Genomic DNA, 17,507 nt, shown 5'->3' with positions numbered 1-17,507 from the left:
TATGTATAGGCAGGTAAATTGTCGCCGTCAAGCCCCCTGCAGCGGACGGCAGCAAGGGCCGATGACAGCTTCACATAGTCACAGCCCCTCCAGGAACCTCATCAGTGAGTCCGATGCGCGAAAGCGCTTGAGTTTTGTATCCGGTTCCTCGATATTTCCGAGGGCCTTTTCCTTCATGGTCAGGTCAGCCTCTACGTATTGGTGCGTTGTGTTCACATTCTCATGGCCGAGCCATAGGGCGATGACGTTGAAGGGCACACCTGACTGCAGCAGGTGCATGGCCGTCGAGTGACGCACCGTGTGTGGCGAAATACGCTTGCCGGCTAGACTCGGCTGCTTGGCGGTTGCAAATTCAACGGCCAGTGCCAGACGCTGTGCCGCGTTACATCGCGTCATCGCGTGCCCGTCGCGGTTGGGCAGCAGTGGCGTCAGGCCGCGCAACTGCGGGTTCAAACGCAACCATGCACGAACTTCCAAGACGGTCGATTTCCACAACGGAACGGAGCGTTGTTTGCGGCCCTTGCCCTGAAGATGAACACAGGCTGCGCCATCAAGCACGACGTCTGCGACACGCACCCCGACGATTTCGGATACGCGGCCCCCGGTGTTATAGAGCATCACCAGCAACAAATGGTCGCGCTGCGAGGTCCAACTTTCACCGGGCTGCCCAATTACCGCCAGCATCTCCGGCCGCGTCAGATAGCCCAGCATCGGTCGCTCGAAGCGCTTCATCGGCACGGCCATCGCCCGTTCGACCATGTGCAGTGCCGTTACGTCCCGCCGACCGGCGAACCTCAAGAGTGCGCGCAGTGCTGTCAGGCGCAGATTGCGGCTTCGTATCGAGTTGTTTCGTTCCTGCTCAAGATGGGCGAGGAAGGCTAGGAGCAGTTCCGGTGTGATGTCGGCCAGCTGCATCGCCGTCGGCACCTTGGCGAGCCGTTTACTGGCAAAGTCAAGGAACAGCGTGATCGCATCGCGATAGCACGCCACAGTGCGCGGACTGACGGCGCGCTGCGCCACCAAGTAGTCGGTAAAAAACTGCTGCACGATGGCTGGGAATGACGGTGGTTGAGAGGTGCGTTCAGACATCGCAGACCTCCGGCATATAGTCCTCGAAGCGCTGTGCAGCGATCGCCATGAGCTCCGGCACCGCCTGCAGGTACCAATAGGTGTTGCTCACTTTCGCATGGCCAACGTAGGTCGACAATGCCAACATTGCTTGATCTACGTCGATTCCTTGCTGCTGCCATAGCAGGATGCGACGTACGACGAATGTGTGGCGCAGATCGTGAATACGGGGTGCGTGGTGAGTGCCGCGGTTGACCCAGGCCAGTTCCTTTCTCAGCCCCCCGAAGACCCGCTCGACATGACGTTGATCAAGCGGCTCGCCGTGGCGCCGCAATCGAGTATCGGGAAAGAACGGCGCATCCTCATCCTGCGTGGCGCCAGCCAGATCGCGTATCCAGCGATATTTGCCAAGCGCTGACACTGCACTCAAATGCATCGGCACATTGCGCGACTTGGCAAACTTCGTCCGACGGATCGTCAGCAGGCCGCGCTGTAGATCCACATCGCTGTTGTGCAATCCGATTGCTTCAGAAACGCGCATGCCTGTACAGGCGATCAGACCGAACAACATCTCGAAGACCCTGCCGTTCAGGCCGGACTCAGGTCCGAGCCGACGTGCAGCGGCCAATAAGTCGATGATTTCAGGTTCAGTGTAGATGTGTGGCGCAAGCCGCTCGGACGGCCGACCGAAGATAGTGTAGTCAGGCACCTCGGTGCGCGGCTCAAACTGTTGCATCCAACGGGTGAATGGGCGCAGGCTTTTGAGGCGGCGCGCCCAAGTTCGCGAATCGACACGACTGAGATTCGTTTGCCGGGCCCACTCGGCCATGACATCCAGAGTCAACGATTCGTAATCGGCGATGTTGCGCACATAGCAGGCCAAGCCGCGCAGGCAATAGGCCTGACAGCGCAACTCAAAGCCCAAGCGCCGACGCTCCTCCAAATACTGCTCGACGCGTCCCCCGAGATCGGCGCTCATGCTGCGCTCCCAGGCCAGGGCAACGCCACTTTGACGAGACTGCGACTGTCAAGCTTGGCGTAGATGAGCGTGGTGTCGAGCGAGCGGTGACGCAGCACGTCGGCCACTTCCTTCAGCGACGAGCCACCAGCCAGCAGACGGCTGGCCATGGTGTGGCGCAGCAAATGCGAACCGGTATATTTCAGTCCGGCGCGGGCGTAGGCTTGACGAATGGAGTGGCGAACCACCTTCGGTCCAATTGGCTGTTCACGTGGTGCAACGTGACGCGCGAACAACATTCGATGCTTGGTCTTCGGGCGTTCATGGCTCAGATACTCGACGATGGCTTGGCCTGTAGACACGGGCAACGGCATCACATCATCGCGCCGCCCTTTGGTGCCACGCAGCGCAATCGTTCCGGCGCGCCAGTCAATGTCGTCCAGACTTAGACGAGCAACTTCGGCGCTGCGCAGTCCGAGGTCCAGCGCACAGCGCACCATGGCGTCAGCCCGCCGCATCAACGGACCGGCCTGCCCCAACGAAGCAACGAGTTGCTCGACTTCCTCGGGCTTGAGCGCCTTTGGTAGCGATGCAAGTTGCCAGTTGGCCGGGTAGACCAATACTCCTATAAGCGAATGAACCTGATCGCCCAACGTTGTGCGCCAGCGGAAATAGCTGTGCAGACTGGAAACAACATATCTGATACTGGTTGGTTTATTGTGAAGTGTGGCTTGCTGAATGAGGAAGTTTCGAACATGCTCAGCCCGTATTTCTGGGAAGTTGATGCGGCCATCGCCAAAGCACGAGAAAAGCAGGCGCCCGACGACTGCCAACCCTACCTTGCGGGTACTGGACACCAGATTACGCGCCTCGATCATATGCTTGTCATAGCGTCGGAGTTCCTCACCGATTGGAGTCAATTCGGTGGCCCTGAGTGGAATGGCGCCGGTGGCGCGAAGCGCAGCCAACAGGTGCCCGAGCGCCGTCCCGAGGCTGCTTCGGTCGTGGAGTACCGATCTACATGAGCAACGCGGCAAATGGACGTCAAGAAACTCTGCGATCAGCGCCTCGCCGACCTCGTCGGCCTTCTTTTGCGTGAATCCCATCCACCGTGACAGATGCGCGACGCCGCTCTTGCAGCGTTTGATGTAGCCAGCGGCATAACCGTGGTCAAACAGGTATTGCTCGTAGCATTGATTGTTCGATACCAGCGGACCGGCCTCCAAGTCGCTTTCGCGGGGGACGGGGCAAGAAAGATGTTTGGTCATGATTGTGGTCTCCAGAAGTAGGAATACCACTGCACCAGAGCGAAAGGACTATGTCTAGTGCATCAAGGCAATGCGTCGATCGCTCCACGAAGAAATTTACCCTAGCCAGGGAGACCGAGATGAACTACACATAGTTGACGTCTATGCATAGTCACCGGAATGTCGGTCACGATCCCGGAATCAGCGGTCACGTTGGACCGGAATACTCATATGTTGGATTTCGATAGAGCGATAGGCGCTGCATCCAAGAAAACATCTCGCATTGAAGGTGATTTCGAAATTCGCATTCACGACTACTGCCGATACGTCGATGACTTGCGACTCGTCGTTTCTGTAAAGGCAACCGAAGCGGACGAGTCGAAGGTCGCACAAACGATAGCCAAATGGATTCAGGGCTACCTCGATGATTTCACATCTGTAAAAAGCGAGGAGACTTCACGTCTGCATGTGAACAGTGAAAAGACTGAGCTGGAACTCTACAGTGCGGTGGGCGGGGAGTCCGGCATCGCGGCAAGCATGAAGTCCATGCAGCAACAGCTGAGTGGACCGTTCGACCTTGCGACACTTCAGCAAGTTGAAACGGGACTCAACGGACTCTTGGCGCTTGCGGAACTTGGATTAAAAGAGGAGTCGCCCTCGGCATCGTCAGAGTCGTTGCCCATGCTGGCCGCTGTGGCTCGCCCCAAGCTGGAGGTACGGGATGACACATTAACCCGATTTTCGGCCTATCGTCTAACGAAGTCGCTTCGCATGCGTAGAAGCATGACCGATCTGAGTGAGAAAGATGGTGAGGTTTCGGCGAAAGATGCGCTGCTGCATGATTTCGAGGTGGTTGCCCGTCGCCTCGTTGCTGCCTGGGCGGTAAATCCATCGCTGGTTCAAGTGCTTCGGTATGCGTTGGATCTTTATCCGTCCCCCGACCTACTGGCACCAGTGGCCGATGCCTTGACTAAGAAGCTTATGGTCGATGGGTTGTCCCCCAAGGAAGAGATGGTGATTCTTTACGTGCTGGCCGAACTCTTCAAGGCGGGCGCAACGGAAACCGGCCAACGCGCAGCGCACGATGCCGCATTTCAGGTTGGTGATGTGGGCGAATATCGGGTTAGTTTGGTGGGCCTCGCACAGACCGTGCTGGAATGGCCAGACGTGCCTTGGTACGTGCAGCAACAGGCTGCCTTGCTTTTTGCGACGGTAGGATATTCGACAGACGCGCTGTCTTCTGGGGATGAATTACGGTTTCATCGAACACTGCACGAGTTCCTACGGACTGAGAGTAAGAGCCGTTGCGTTTCCACTAAAGACGAGGTTTCCGTCTCCCTTGTGGGGTATCAACTGCGTGGGGAGCCCGCGGAATACATCAACTGGTTCAAGAGATTCGCTTTTGGCCGAAAGAGTCGACGAGATGTCTCCGATGCCTTGCAACTCATTGGGCAAACAGACCAGAACTTGTTCGCTGGCATAACGCGGCCAGGGCAGGGAAAAGCCGCAGTAGACGCAAAGTTAATGCCTGGATATTTGGGCCAGTATGTCGATGCCCGCTGGCCAACCAATCCGCCGGAATTGCCGGTTAACGCTTGGATTTCGTTTGCAAAGGTTATCACCCATCCGGCGGCTGTGTTCGATCAAGAAAATGCATTACTTCAACTGGCTCTAAAACTGGCCAATTTCCCTGGGGCGTCTCTTAAGATGCCCGAGCGGCTAACCCCATTGACACTTCACCTGCAGTGTCAAGACTGGCATAAGTTGAAAAATCCGAATGCTGATGTCCTGTCCGTGAAGTACGAGCCAGGTCCGGATGAGCGTGATCCAGTCCATGCAACCCCGAACTGGTGTACACGCGATAAAGCTTGGATGTACGCGTTTGGTCGGCTGTTAAGAGCTGCTGCAACTGGTGAGCTTGATTTCACCGCACGTCAGTGGCTACTTCGAGATGAATCGGGTTGGTACAGCGGCATACGGAGTACCTGGCAGAAACGTCGAATGGGTATGTTGCATACATCGACTGCGCTTGTTGGAACGACGTCAGCCATTACGCCTTGGTTTTCCAAGCTGCTGCTCGGGTTGCTACGCTGGCCAGGAATCACAGTGGACGGAGCCTTGGCTGACATAGAGGCTGTGAAGACGCCGAAGGACTTTGCTGTTTTTGTCCAGAGTCGCCTCGATCAACAAGCTCAACTGTTTGGTGCGAGTTCGAATGTCCCGGTATATCGGTACCCAGTGGAATGGCCTCTGAAAGCGAGTCGACAACTCAGGATCGTTTTGGTTCAAGGCCTTATGCCTGCCAACAAGGATTTTGACCATGGCTTGGCAGGGCTAGCAGATCCTCGGTATCGCGAACGTCACCGCAACCACACTGCCGCATTGCTGCACTTGGCGTACCGGCAACTTTTGGCCCGTGATTCCGTGCTGGGAAAGGACCATAAGCCCCAGGTTGATCTCGTTATTTTCCCGGAATACACGATTCATGTGGATGACCAGGACCTGATGCGTTCGTTTTCAGATGCAACTGGCGCTATGCTTTTTTATGGGCTTCTTGGTGCCACGGCGCCCAGAACCGTGGAGCCAATCAATGCGGCGCGCTGGTTGGTCCCGCAGCGACGAGGCGATCGGCGTTCGTGGGTGGAGGTTGACCAAGGAAAGTGGCACCTAACCACGGAAGAGCAGGAGCTGAAAGTGTCGCAATGGCGTCCGTACCAGGTTGTCATTGAGCTTTGTTGGAAAGGCGAACCCGGTTACAGAATATCTGGGGCCATTTGCTATGACGCTACGGACATCTCCCTTGCGGCGGACCTCAAGGATGAGAGTCATATGTTTGTGATTGCCGCGATGAATAAGGACGTCAAGACATTTGACAGCATGGTCGGAGCGTTGCGGTATCACATGTATCAGCATGTGCTGATCGCAAATTCCGGCGAATTTGGTGGATCAACTGCACAGGCTCCCTACGACCAGGAACACAAGCGACTGCTATCCCATGTTCATGGGGCGCAGCAGATTGCAGTCAGTGTTTTCGACGTAGACATCGATGACTTTGGTCCGAAATTAAATGCCGCTGATCCTGGGGCCGTGGTTTTGAAGCATGTATCCGAGCGGATTGGGAAAACCCGCCCCGCAGGATTGAAAAGGAAAAAATGACATGAAAGAATTCCTCTTTGTGGCGTTCATTCGAGACTATTGCACGAACCATGCGGGAGTTGAGGAGTGAACCCTCTGGAACGAACTCGTCTGGAAAAAGCCGCCGCCGACTGCGGCTTTGAACTCTCGCCTGAGTTGGTCGACGGTGGACTGGTATATCGTTCGGCCCAGTTCCCAGAAATCATCACCGTACGGCCGACAGGCGATGACACCTTCACGCTGCAAGCATCGGCACTAATGCTTTTGCCACTGGCGGATGAGTCTGCCGATGGGCTCAAGGTGCACGGCTGGAATGTCCTCTACCAAGTTCTCGACAAGGCCGCAGCCACAGCTAGAACCATGCCCAACCGCGTTGCGCAAAAGTTCCAGCAGGTGACGGCAACGATGCCAAAGGCCACCGAGGCCGAGCGCTTGGTCGTACAGCGCGTTGGTCAAAACCTGTTTCGTGGAGCGTTGTTGGATTACTGGCAGGGTTGTTGCTGCGTGACAGGCTTGGCGATATCCGAACTTTTGCGGGCCTCTCATATTCAGCCATGGGCGTTGTGTGACGCCGATGAGCAACGCCTGGATGTCTATAACGGCCTCTTGCTTTCGCCAAATTTAGACGCTTTGTTCGATGGTGGTTGGGTTACCTTCACGTCAACAGGCTCAATTGCCATCGCATCTTCACTGCCTCGGACCGCACTGGAGCTGTTGGGCGTGGGCCCGGATTCGCGAATTCAGGGGCTCAAGCATAAGCATTCACTGTATTTGGAATTTCATCGCCAGCGGGTGTTTCGGGGCAATGGAGCCAGCCTGTGACTCATATTCCGCCGTTTTCTTCTGATCATATCGAAGCGGTAGCACGTGAGGTGTCAAACGTGGGGACGCACGGGGGGCCCGCGCCCGTAGCCGTTCTTGCGGACTTCAGGGGCTTCGCGGAAAAATTGCAATACGCATACTGCATACAGGGCGACCTCAAGGGCCAGGAAGAACAAGGCGGCTGGGTGCAGTCCCAGAGGGGATTCCGTGAGGCCGAGCACTGTGGTGGCTGTTCCAGCGAAAGCGACCAGCGAATGGGCGCCCAGGACTGCGCAGAAAAGTGAGTCGCTGCGGGGTTGCTGCGCAAGGTGAACGCACCGAGCACGAACACGGTCGCAATGGTCGATGCAAGAAATACGAGCCAATCGGAGCCGTGAACGACGCTCCAGCGCAGGGCCGAGGCGATGAAGAACACGAGCAGAAACGAGAGGTCGCTGATGCCGGTGTCGGTGTCGGTGATCCATCTGTAGGCGGGCCTGCCGATGGCGATGCGCCAAAGGTGCCAGCCCATTGCACCGATCCAGGTGAAGGCGATCTGGGCGAGGATGTTGATGAGGTTCATGTTGGTTCGGGGGTGATCAATTCAGCTTCTCACCGATGAAGGTTCTGTCAATGCCGTGGATTTGCCAGGCAAATCTTTGGCAAGTGCCTGGCGCCCGGTCGATGGGCGGCATTTGGGCTGATGGCACGGCGTTACTGCATCTGATGGCGGGTTTTCAAGCTGGGACGGCGTTATTCGTTCTGTGGGGCTGGTTCGGGGTGTTCCGGCTCGCTCTGGTCAGATGGTTCGCCCTCCTCCCTGTCGCCCTTCCTCGTGGGGAGCTGGCAGGTAAGGGGCTGGCCGGTGCGGACGGGTGCTGGCCTTTCACCGGATGATGATTTCGAGGGCATCGTCTGGGGGCGACTCGTCGTGGTGCTCGCTGAGATCGACGGGGCGGCCGTAGAGCTCAAGGATGTTTTGCTTGAGTGCAAAGCGGGTGTTGGTTTCCAGCGGGCGCAGGTTTGCTGTCCGGACAATCACACGCAGCTTCTCGTTGGCATCGACCTCCAGGCCCAGGGCGAAGCGGCCGCCCAGCCAGACAGCAGACAGGCCAGCTGCGCGAACGGTGCGCTGGAACTCGGTGTTCTCTTCCGTGCGCTGGATCCAGTCAACGATCCGGGCCTTGCGGGTGCGCTCGAGCATGGGCAGGGAGCCGACATAGGCTTGCGTCACGTCCGCGCGGAAGTGCCCGAGTTCGCGGCTGACTTGCGTGCGCGCCTCAAGATCCGCGTCACGGATGGCCTGGGTGACCTGCAGGGGCGCGTCACGGTGGACGGGCGGGGCCATGCCGGCGATGCTGGCGTAGCGGCGCGCGGCGTACTGGTGGCGCAGGCCATGGGCCGTCACGCCGAGGGAGGCGCGGGTCACCCCGACCATGCCGAGCTGGTAGTAGAAGTGGTTTTTGCTCTGCAGCAGGGTTCTGCCCTGTTCGGACAGGGTGCCCTTCCTGTTGCGGGCGGCATAGAGCTTGGCGCGCTCGATCACGTCCCTCTGCCACTGGCGCATGGCCGGATCGTCCTCAAAGCGAACGTCGCGCGGCAGGCCGCCCTTGGTGCCGTGAACGATGCGCAGGACATGGCCCTCATCGGCCGCTGCCGGGTTGAGCTGGATGGACTCTTTCATCCGTAGACCAAATGCGGCCTGAACTTCCAGCTGGATGGCGGTCAGGGGGCTGCGCCGCTGCAGCTTTTCCAGCACCTCGTGCAGATCCACATCGTTTTGGTCCCAGGCCAGGCTCTCGGTGGCCACCGTATGCCGCCAGTTGGGAACCTCCACACCCTCGCGGTTGAGCCAGGCGCGCAGGTCATGGCCCTTTGGAACGATGTTTTCCTTTCCTATGAAGGTCAGAAACCTCCTCAGAATGGATATCTTGTTCTGAATGGTGCCGCTGCCCTGCCCTTGGGCGAGCCAGTACCTGATAAGTCGCAGGACGTGGGCCTTGCCGATCTCGCCAAGGTTGCGCACGGCGGCGCGGTCGGCGCGCAGGTCGTCAATCATGCGGATCATGCCGTAGCTGTAGGCGCTGCAGGTGCGCTCGGACACGGGGCGCTTGCGGCCGGTACCGGACTTGATGACGAATTCGCCGAAGAACATCGCGAGCTGGGCCTTGGGGTTGTCAGGGTGGCGTTTCTGAACCCGGGCCAGGACGCCCATGGCCGCGCCTGCCGCGTTGCTGGCTGACTTGTCCCTCCGCTTGATCTCTTGTGCCTCTTCGCGGATGCGCCTGTTGATCTCGCGCGTTGTCGGCTCACGGCCGCCGGCGCCCAACTGATCGCCAGCAAGGTCCAACGGAATCGTTCTGTGGTCGGTGCGCAGCTCTCGCAGTTCGTGCCTCATCTCGCGTCCTTTCGTGTTTCAGGGGTCAGTAGCACGGTTCATCGTCAAATTCGATCTGGGCCTGCGCATGGACGCGGGCTTCGCGTTGGGCAATGAAGCTGCAGGCCTGGTCGACGCTTTCCGGATCCAAACGCGGAAAGGGGCGGAATCCTTTTGAAGAGCTGACCCAGATCGCGCGAGTCCACCGGACGGCGCCGGTGTCGTCGGCGCAGGGCCGGGGCGGGCTGGCCCTCAGGGTCCAGTCTTGCCACATGACAGCTTTGCCGGCGGACAGGGCATCGAAGATCGAGCGGGGGTCGAGGGTCGCAACCTGTAGTTCGGGCGCTTTGTCCGTCACTTCGAGCCAATGGGCGCTCAAGTTGATGATCTGGCGTGCCGGCAGGGGCAGGCAGTAGACCCGCGCCGCCAGGGGGGCCGTGGAGTCTTCCCCCGCCGATCGGGCGTGCCTGCAGAGCACATGGCGTTGCTTGCGCATCATTTCAGCCTTTGGCTGCATCGCAGAGGGTTGCGTTCAGGCCCTGAGATCCGGACGGTACCGAATGGGCGGGCTGTCCCAAGGGAGGGGTGACCTGGGCGCGGCGGGCCGGCATGCCATGTTGTTCAGCGCACGCGGTCCCAATTGCGAGGACCTTCCGCAAGGCATTCAGTGCCCCGCCGGCGTGGTCGGAGCTGGCCAGCGCGTCCTGGGCCCGGCGCAGATGCACGCTGATGAGCATCAACCAGGTCCCGACCTCGTGCGGGTTGGCCACGACGGTCCCGTGTTTGGCGTCCTGGTAGGTGCGCTCGCCAGCAATCGCCTGGAACGCGGACGCGCGTCGCTCGTGCCCCTCAGTCACGTCCGGTGGCAACAGGCTGAGCCTTTGGGCCAAGCCGAAGGCCAGCAGGAGGGCTGCAGATTGCTGCGCGGACGCGGGCAACCGCTCGATCGCACGGCACAGCTCCTGCGCTTCCGTCAACATTTCTTCAATCATCGTTTTCTCCTGCCAGCCGGGTTCCCTTCACATCGACGCGGCTGAAAACGTCGGGTGAGCTGCCAAAAATGGCTTTTGTTCGTCGCACGCATAGGTAGAGCCGATGAGGTGCAGCTGCGTGACGTGGCTGTGCCTCCGGGCGCGGTGAAGTCGGTTTGGGGTGCGCTGGTCCCCCGCAGGATTCGTCCTACGGCGCGCTGGTGATGTGTTGCCTGGCTGTTGCGGCCCCAGGCGGGCTTGAAAGGTCAGTTGTTTCGCACGGATCGTTAGCAAACTCTCCTGCCTATCCCGTTGCGACCGGGGGGCAACTCCTTTCGGAGTCTCCTGTGCCGCGAGAACGGGCGACACAGGGGGTTACTGGCATCAGCCAGGGCTTTTAAGGAAGCCAACCTTCATCCGGCTCTCGCCGGTGTTCTTGATCCCACTCAGTACGCACTGACGTTGCGCACACCAATGTCATCTGTTTATGAGCTATCACCTTGTAAGCCTCAAAAGGCTCCCGTCCTCAAATGGACAGGCGGATAGCGCATCTCGCTGCGAGCGCCTTAAGGCCTCCAGGGAGTAGATGGTTGGAACGTGGAATTGAATTCGCTTTAACCGCTTGCGCGGCTCCGCCCATCGCCCTCACCAGAGGAGCTAAGGATGGCAGGCCCAGATTCGGGCGCTGAAGAGTTTGCTAGTGAGCGCTGTTCGTTTGAACGGCACTTCCTCCAAGGACAGTCGATGACTTCCGAGGCTTTGGGTGTATTCGACCCGTGCGATTGCTCGCGAAGATTCAGAACGCGCCTTGCGTTATGAGTTCTAAGCTGAGTTTGCTCTGCTGAGCGATGTTGTCCGAGGGACAGAAGTAGTTACGACTACCAGCGATCCCGACAAGCGGGGCCAATTCACATGTGGAGTTGGACTTTGATGGATGCTGCCACTGGGACAGCGAGTTGGCAAATTGCCAGCACGGATGAAATGTACTTCGTTTGGTTTTGTCGTGCAAGTGATTGTGGACAAAATGCTGGGAGGGAGCGGTTGTCCACAGAGTCAACTTTCGGCTCAGTGTGAATCTCAGGGGCTTAGGGGTCCAGGCAGGACCAATACGGGCGCGGGGTCCGTGTTCTCTCAGTCTTGACTCAGTTGATGACATGGCGCCGTGAGTGGGCCTGTGGAGAAGACGGTCTGCCCTGCCGTGTCGGTCATCCTGGCGCACTCCAAACGCGGGCCTCGTGAGCCGGTTGAAAGCTGCGCTGCAACGGCGAAGCCTTGATAGTGGTCTGCATCGGGCAGGCGCAGGTGCAAGCTGGTCAGCACGCTCTTGGGAACTGCGATCCAGATCGATTCACTGACCAGGAATGTCCACTTCCGGGCTTTCTGTGTCCATTTCTACTCGGCCGGCTGCACTTTTCGTGGTGCCTTGCGCCGCATTGGACAGGAACGTCCGGTTGTGGGCTTTCTGCGTCCATTTCGTCGGTCGAGCGATGCGATTGGGGGAGGCGAATGGACAGAGGTGTCCGCAATTGGGCTATCTGCGTCCACGTTGGCCGCGTTCACGGCAACGAATTAGGCACCGTCGCGTTGCCGTGGACAGGATTGGCCACTATTGGGCTTTTTTTGGTCACGATCATTTGCCGCGCGCTGGACCCGCCTCTACCATTTGCGTCAACACGACTTGTGTTGCCTTTATCTGGAGAGTCCATGAAACCCGACACCCCTGTGGTGGTCGACGTTCGAGCAATTGACGTTGGCTACTTCTCTATCAAGCTGTCCCTCGGCCGCAAACTGGTTGGTGATTCAAGCACCATTGCGACCGCCCTCTTCCCCAGCCTCGCACCGCGGCTGCCGGCAGGACTGACACCCCAAAGCGCCCTTCACGGAAAGCCCGATGGCTGCGTTGTGGCCGTCGAGGACGTCAACTACTTTGTCGGTCGCGACGCAATCCTGTACAGCTCCGGACGCGAGCCACGTGAAGTTCTTGCGGACTACAGCCAGACAGACAAATATCTCGCCCTAATGCGGGGGGCACTGCACTATATTTTTCAGGATGCGCAGGCGAAGTCAGAGCTGGTGATCCGGCACCTGGTGCTGGGCCTGCCGCTCAACACCTTCGGCGAGAACAGGGACAAGCTGGCCAAGCGTGCCATGGGCGAGCATCTTCTTCCCGATCCAGTTCACCCGGGCGCGCATCGCCGCATCACGGTTGAGCGCGCCTCGGTCATTGTGCAGCCGCAGGGCGCACTGGTCAGCTATGCCGCCAATCACACAAAAACGTTTCAGGACGGCTGGGTGCTGGTGGTAGATCCTGGCGGTGGCACCCTTGATTGGTATGTTGCACGCGGACGTCTGCCCAACTGGCAACGGTCGGGTGCCTACCCCAAGAGCATGCTCGCCTGCGCCTATGCAGTGGCAGACAAGATTGACGCGACCTGGCGCGACAACTTCGAGATCATCGAGCGGATCGACAAGGCAATTCGCGAGAATGCACCGTCATTCAAGACGGGCGGCCAGACGTACGAGTTGTCGAATTTCGCTACCGGGATTGAAGCCGTGCTGAAAGAGTCGACCGACAAGATGGTCGCAAAGCTGGGTTCGCTGGACAATCTTGACACGATCCTTTTCACCGGCGGCGGCGCGAAGGTCTACCACGACTTCTTTTCGAAGCGCTATCCCAAGCTCGCTCCGATCATGGCCATGGATGACGACCCGGTGTTTGCCAACGTCAAGGGCTTTCATGTCGCCGGCGAGATCATGTCCATGCCGGTACGGGCTTGAAGGGGGATTGAATGTCTTCCGCAGCGACCGATGACCGAGAAATCCGTTTGAGGATCTTGATCGACCGGGACATGCCCGATCTGTTTGCCCGTCTTGGCGGTGCGAAGCGCCCGGCCAGGGAGGTGATTCACCTCCTGCGACTTGGCATCCAGTTTGAGCGGTACTTCAATGGAACCTCTCCCCCCTACCTTACAAGCGCAAGCCCAATTCCGGCGGAGCGAACTTCGGCGGCCGCGCGAGAGCCTGCAAGTGCACCGGTACGGGCCGTGGCGCAGAAGGATGCAGCGGCCGAAAGCAAGGCCTTCGTCGAGCAGACGGGGCTTTCGGCTGACTACTTTAATTCGGCCCCACCCGCCTATGTTGATTAGGTGGCGCAGTTGGGAGAAAGAAAAGGCCGGGCAGATCCGGCCTTTTTTTTTGGCCTGCAATCTGGGCGGGGTGTGATGCGAAAGCAATATTCACATCGGCATAGGCATAAATTGCATGCCGTTCGTTCGGTGGCGGTTGACGCCGGCGCTGATGAACATGCGCAGATCAGTTGGAAAAGCTTTCGGCTGGGGGGTTGACGGGAAAAGAAACTATGAGAACCTGTATCTACAGAAACAGAATTCAGCTGCGAAAGGGTCTGTCATGAACCAAGTTATTTCCCTGGAAATCACGTCGGAGGACTTCCGGCAAAACTACGTCCCGGAGCCGATTGTTCCGGTCAATGGGCGCCACTGGATGCTGGACTTCGTTCCTGCACGCGACCTCCTCAAAGCGACGCTCTTGAAGCGCACACCCAGCGCAGACCCGCACCTGTTCCGGGAACGTGGCGCGAACATCCAGGCGCTCGACGTCAGGCTCGATGAAATGATTGATGTGTTGGGCCTGCGTGGCGAGCCGCGTCCAGTTGGCCACGTTGCTTGCGTCACTGCTTCAGTCAAGCTGCTTGTCCGGATGTTTCGGGAGGCGGTAAGTCTTCGATAGCACCGGGGGGGGCGGCGCTCCCGATGGGGCTCCAGCGAGTTATCCACAGGAGTGCTCTGCGGCTAGACCGCCTTCGGTCCGTTGGTGCTTTTCGAGGGACTTATCCATCTGTTCACGTGGATAAGTCGGGCCTCATTTGACGTAAAGCCTTTGCCCATGCGGGCGGAGCTGGGAATCCTATTTTTTAAGCAGCCCGGGTTCATGACATCCACGGAACGCGATCCGAAGGACCCGGTCAGAAGTACTCCAGTAGTGCGAAAAGAATGGGGCAAGCAACATCATTCGCCCGAGCGAGGGGAAAAGTTGCTCAAAATGACGATAAGCAAAGAGCCGAGTAGCGTGCAATGCGCATCGGCTACGCCAACGGGAAGTGAAATGCCTGATTTGACTAAATTGACCGATGAATGGCGTCGCCTCGCACGGTACAGCGTCTACCGAACTCAAGGTTTCGCAGTTCAACGCTCTGAAGTGAAAACGATATTGCATACGGATCAGACATACGCTCAGGCTATCGTCAAGGTCAGTTTGGCAGAGGCAGCGCTTCGGAAGGAGCCCGGCTATCGCCCGTGGGTGATGTCGAGAGCTCTTATCGGCATGCAGTTGGAGAAGCCCATAGCGATTCGGAAAGCATGACCAGGAACTGCAGCGCGCCACTTCGGTTTCGTTGTATTGACCCCTGCCTAAATTCTTGAATCTCTGCCCGCTGGGCCAAAAAAAAGCCCCGTGCCTGTCATGTGACGGGTACGGGGCTGTGGGTGTTTCTCGGGTGACCAGCTCATTGAGCCAGCAGTCATCACGTCGTGGGAATCTCCACGGGCGGGATAGCGCATTGTTGTTGGGACCGCTCACTGGTGGTGGCGGTACTCGTGCCTTAGACCTGCAGGGATGTGGTGAATATGAACCCACTCCTTGCCAGCCTTCCGGGCGATGCCGATGAGCTCCTGGATCTCATGCGGGCCTTCGCCGAAGTCCTGTTCGGGTGGTAGGACCTTGACCAGGAAACCGTCGTGGGTCTCGATCTGAACAAGATCGGTTGCGTCATTGGCGAGCAGCTCCAGGGAGAATTTTCTCAGGAGGTGCCCGTTGACCGTATAGGATTTTTGCGGAATTTGATTCATTATTTTATGGGTACGCGGAAGCTATGCGCGATGCACAGCTCCGCTACCAGCCTTGTTGTTATGTCGAAGTTGACCAGCCCTACCGGGCTTCAGTCCGGTAGGGGCGTGTGTGCGGCTTGCGCCGTCACCCGCACCGGAGTCGAATTTGCTTGTTGCGCGTGAGTACGCGCAACTTGCCGGCCGCCGGATGATGTCGCGACTGCGATGGCCACCGGAGCTTCCTCAACGTCACCGTAGACGGGGAGTTCAGACGCCACCGTGCCGTCGCAGTCCAGCATCAGCCAGTTCTGCTGATGCCGCTGGGCGTACTGGATGCAGGCCTTGAGGTCTGCCGGCACTTCATCACTAATGGTGAGTCCGTCGGCTTCTGTGGACACATGCACGAACCAGCCCCAGGGGCCTTTTGGATAAATGAGTGCGCCGTCCACGAGGTCCTGCGTCAGCAGGGATCGTGTTTCGGGTTTGAGGTGGGCCGTGGACAGGTCCAGCATCATGAAAGTCGTGGGGTGACTTTGCATTTGATTCTTCCCATAAAAAAATGGGGGAATCGCCCCAGGGGGAGATTCCCCCGTGGGTTGGTAAAAAAAATGCCGCTGAATCGCGGCATGGTTTGGTTAGGCTTCGGCGTGTCGTTTGAGACGTGCCCTGTTTCGTTCCTGGTTTCGTTGATGCAACCGTTTGTTGCCCTTCCCTACCCAACGGGCAAAGAAGAGCGCCGCAATGATCCCAAGCACCTGGAAGGCGTTGAAATATGTGAGATAGGTTTCACTCATTGTGGGTCCAAGTTCAGGCATGTTGATGACCTCATTATAAGAAACCGGTGGACTTTTTCAAGCCCTCCTGTTCCGTCTACGAGGCCGCCGTTCATCAGATTCCTGTTCCAGCTCGTGCACGCGGAATGCGAGTGCGAAGCTCAGGCGCAGAAAGATGAGATACCAGGCTGCGGCAGCGATGAAGGTTTCGGGAGAGTTCTCCTTGTAACCAAGCAAGCCACCTACTGCTGAACCGACGTTTGCGATGTCTTTGACGACGTCTCGCAGATTGTCGACGGAAGCGCGCCGCTGCATGAATGCTTTGACGTTCTTCACCAGGTAAGGTCCGACCTCAACTACAAATCCCAGAAGTGCGCATGCAAGTCCGGGGGCCAAAGCCAGAAAGACACTTTTCATAGTAGCTCCTTGGCTTACACCAGACGGAGCTACCCCAGCAGGGAAAGCCCTGTCGGGTGATTTGGGCATGCATGAAGCATGCGTCGTCGCGAAATGCGAAAACGTTCAAACTATCGCCGACTAGTCTGGATTCGGCAAATGATCACGACCAATAGTCGCGCCCCCCCCCTGTATCACCAGGCGGGTTCAGATCAGGTCAATCGTCCTGCAGGCTGGAAAATTTGGTAATTCGGTTCTGGAAGGCGAGTTTCACGGTGCCGGTCGGGCCGTTACGCTGCTTGCTGATGATGACCTCGGCCACGCCGGGTTCCTTGCAGGCGTCCTTGGTGTAGTACTCGTCGCGGTAGATGAACATGATGATGTCGGCGTCCTGCTCGATCGCGCCGGACTCGCGCAGGTCGCTCATCATGGGGCGCTTGTCGGTGCGCGACTCAACGCCGCGGCTCAGCTGTGACAGGGCGATCACCGGGCATTGCAGTTCCTTGGCCAGCATCTTCAGGCCGCGCGAGATCTCGCCGACGGCCGTGGCACGGTTTTCCTCGGCCATGCCGCTGGACACGCTCATCAGCTGCAGGTAATCGACCACGATCAGGCCGAGCTTGCCGCACTGCCGGGCCAGGCGCCTGGCATTGGCGCGCAGCTCGCTGACGGTCAGGCCTGGCGTTTCGTCGATGTGCAGCGAGATGTTGCGCAGCTTCTCGATGGCTTCGGTCAGGCGCGGCCACTCCTCGTCGGTCAGCGCGCCGGTGCGCAAATGGGTCTGGTCAATGCGGCCGATCGAGCCGACGATACGCACCGCCAGCTGGGACGCCCCCATCTCCATCGAAAACACCGCCACCGGCAGGCCTTCGTTGAGCGCCACGTGTTCGGCAATGTTGATGGCCAGCGCGGTTTTGCCCATGGACGGCCGCGCCGC

General features: G+C 58.5%; 18 protein-coding genes. 6 read left to right on the top strand and 12 right to left on the bottom strand.

What is annotated here, in order from left to right; all coding sequences use genetic code 11:
• Positions 1-78: 78 nt before the first annotated feature.
• From B7G53_RS19010 to B7G53_RS19000, 3 genes are read right to left on the bottom strand one after another with little or no spacing between them, the layout of a single operon-like run.
• Positions 79-1,089: a tyrosine-type recombinase/integrase gene (locus tag B7G53_RS19010; protein WP_096670625.1), complete on the bottom strand. Its 1,011-nt coding sequence runs from the start codon at positions 1,087-1,089 to the stop codon at positions 79-81.
• Entirely contained in the window at positions 1,082-2,047 is a 966-nt protein-coding gene (locus B7G53_RS19005; RefSeq protein WP_096670623.1) for a tyrosine-type recombinase/integrase, read from the bottom strand. Before B7G53_RS19005 ends, B7G53_RS19010 begins: the two co-directional genes overlap by 8 nt.
• Positions 2,044-3,294 (bottom strand): site-specific integrase, encoded by a 1,251-nt coding sequence (locus B7G53_RS19000; protein WP_096670621.1) that lies wholly within the window; start codon positions 3,292-3,294, stop codon positions 2,044-2,046. The genes B7G53_RS19005 and B7G53_RS19000 overlap by 4 nt, the downstream gene beginning before the upstream one ends.
• Positions 3,295-3,504: 210 nt before the next feature.
• Between B7G53_RS19000 and B7G53_RS18995 the strand changes: the two genes are divergently transcribed.
• Both B7G53_RS18995 and B7G53_RS18990 read left to right on the top strand, forming a co-directional pair.
• Entirely contained in the window at positions 3,505-6,429 is a 2,925-nt protein-coding gene (locus tag B7G53_RS18995) for a hypothetical protein (RefSeq protein ID WP_141396398.1), read from the top strand.
• Positions 6,430-6,495: 66 nt separating this feature from the next.
• Positions 6,496-7,230, top strand: a complete 735-nt coding sequence (locus B7G53_RS18990; RefSeq protein WP_141396397.1) for an HNH endonuclease — start codon at positions 6,496-6,498, stop codon at positions 7,228-7,230.
• 25 nt (positions 7,231-7,255) lie between these two features.
• Here B7G53_RS18990 and B7G53_RS18985 read toward each other — a convergent pair whose 3' ends face one another.
• The 4 genes from B7G53_RS18985 to B7G53_RS18965 form a co-directional block, all read right to left on the bottom strand.
• Entirely contained in the window at positions 7,256-7,792 is a 537-nt protein-coding gene (locus B7G53_RS18985) for a hypothetical protein (RefSeq protein ID WP_096670615.1), read from the bottom strand.
• A gap of 303 nt (positions 7,793-8,095) precedes the next feature.
• Positions 8,096-9,607, bottom strand: a complete 1,512-nt coding sequence (locus B7G53_RS18975) for an integrase domain-containing protein (RefSeq protein WP_096670611.1) — start codon at positions 9,605-9,607, stop codon at positions 8,096-8,098.
• Positions 9,608-9,632: 25 nt separating this feature from the next.
• A complete protein-coding gene (locus tag B7G53_RS18970; protein WP_141396396.1) occupies positions 9,633-10,082 on the bottom strand; it encodes a hypothetical protein in 450 nt (149 codons plus the stop codon).
• A gap of 4 nt (positions 10,083-10,086) precedes the next feature.
• The gene (locus tag B7G53_RS18965; protein ID WP_096670607.1) at positions 10,087-10,578 is read right to left on the bottom strand and encodes a hypothetical protein; all 492 of its coding nucleotides are present in this window, start codon (positions 10,576-10,578) and stop codon (positions 10,087-10,089) included.
• Positions 10,579-12,261: 1,683 nt separating this feature from the next.
• Here B7G53_RS18965 and B7G53_RS18960 point away from each other — a divergent pair.
• From B7G53_RS18960 to B7G53_RS22610, 4 genes are all read left to right on the top strand, one after another.
• Positions 12,262-13,335: a hypothetical protein gene (locus tag B7G53_RS18960; RefSeq protein WP_176491415.1), complete on the top strand. Its 1,074-nt coding sequence runs from the start codon at positions 12,262-12,264 to the stop codon at positions 13,333-13,335.
• Between the two features lie 11 nt (positions 13,336-13,346).
• Positions 13,347-13,703 carry a hypothetical protein gene (locus tag B7G53_RS18955; RefSeq protein ID WP_096670605.1) on the top strand — a complete coding sequence of 119 codons (357 nt, stop codon included), beginning with the start codon at positions 13,347-13,349 and terminating at the stop codon, positions 13,701-13,703.
• A gap of 262 nt (positions 13,704-13,965) precedes the next feature.
• Positions 13,966-14,304 carry a hypothetical protein gene (locus tag B7G53_RS18950; protein WP_141396395.1) on the top strand — a complete coding sequence of 113 codons (339 nt, stop codon included), beginning with the start codon at positions 13,966-13,968 and terminating at the stop codon, positions 14,302-14,304.
• 201 nt (positions 14,305-14,505) lie between these two features.
• Entirely contained in the window at positions 14,506-14,937 is a 432-nt protein-coding gene (locus B7G53_RS22610) for a hypothetical protein (RefSeq protein ID WP_141396394.1), read from the top strand.
• Between the two features lie 212 nt (positions 14,938-15,149).
• Here B7G53_RS22610 and B7G53_RS18945 read toward each other — a convergent pair whose 3' ends face one another.
• From B7G53_RS18945 to B7G53_RS18930, 5 genes are all read right to left on the bottom strand, one after another.
• Positions 15,150-15,422: a hypothetical protein gene (locus tag B7G53_RS18945; RefSeq protein ID WP_096670601.1), complete on the bottom strand. Its 273-nt coding sequence runs from the start codon at positions 15,420-15,422 to the stop codon at positions 15,150-15,152.
• An 89-nt stretch (positions 15,423-15,511) separates the two neighbouring features.
• Positions 15,512-15,940, bottom strand: coding sequence for a DUF5983 family protein (locus tag B7G53_RS18940; RefSeq protein WP_217992634.1), 429 nt, complete (start codon positions 15,938-15,940; stop codon positions 15,512-15,514).
• Positions 15,941-16,036: 96 nt separating this feature from the next.
• Positions 16,037-16,195, bottom strand: coding sequence for a hypothetical protein (locus B7G53_RS22920; protein ID WP_176491414.1), 159 nt, complete (start codon positions 16,193-16,195; stop codon positions 16,037-16,039).
• Positions 16,196-16,252: 57 nt separating this feature from the next.
• On the bottom strand, positions 16,253-16,591 hold the full coding sequence (locus tag B7G53_RS18935; RefSeq protein ID WP_096670597.1) for a hypothetical protein: 339 nt from the start codon (positions 16,589-16,591) through the stop codon (positions 16,253-16,255).
• Positions 16,592-16,787: 196 nt separating this feature from the next.
• The coding region (locus tag B7G53_RS18930) for a replicative DNA helicase (protein WP_141396392.1) at positions 16,788-17,507 on the bottom strand (720 nt) is incomplete at its 5' end.

The organism is Polaromonas sp. AET17H-212, assembly GCF_002379085.1.
In the GTDB taxonomy this organism is placed as follows: Bacteria; Pseudomonadota; Gammaproteobacteria; order Burkholderiales; family Burkholderiaceae_C; genus Polaromonas.
The sequence above is the reverse complement of the archived record's forward strand: the minus strand, read 5'-3'. Positions and strand labels throughout refer to the sequence as shown.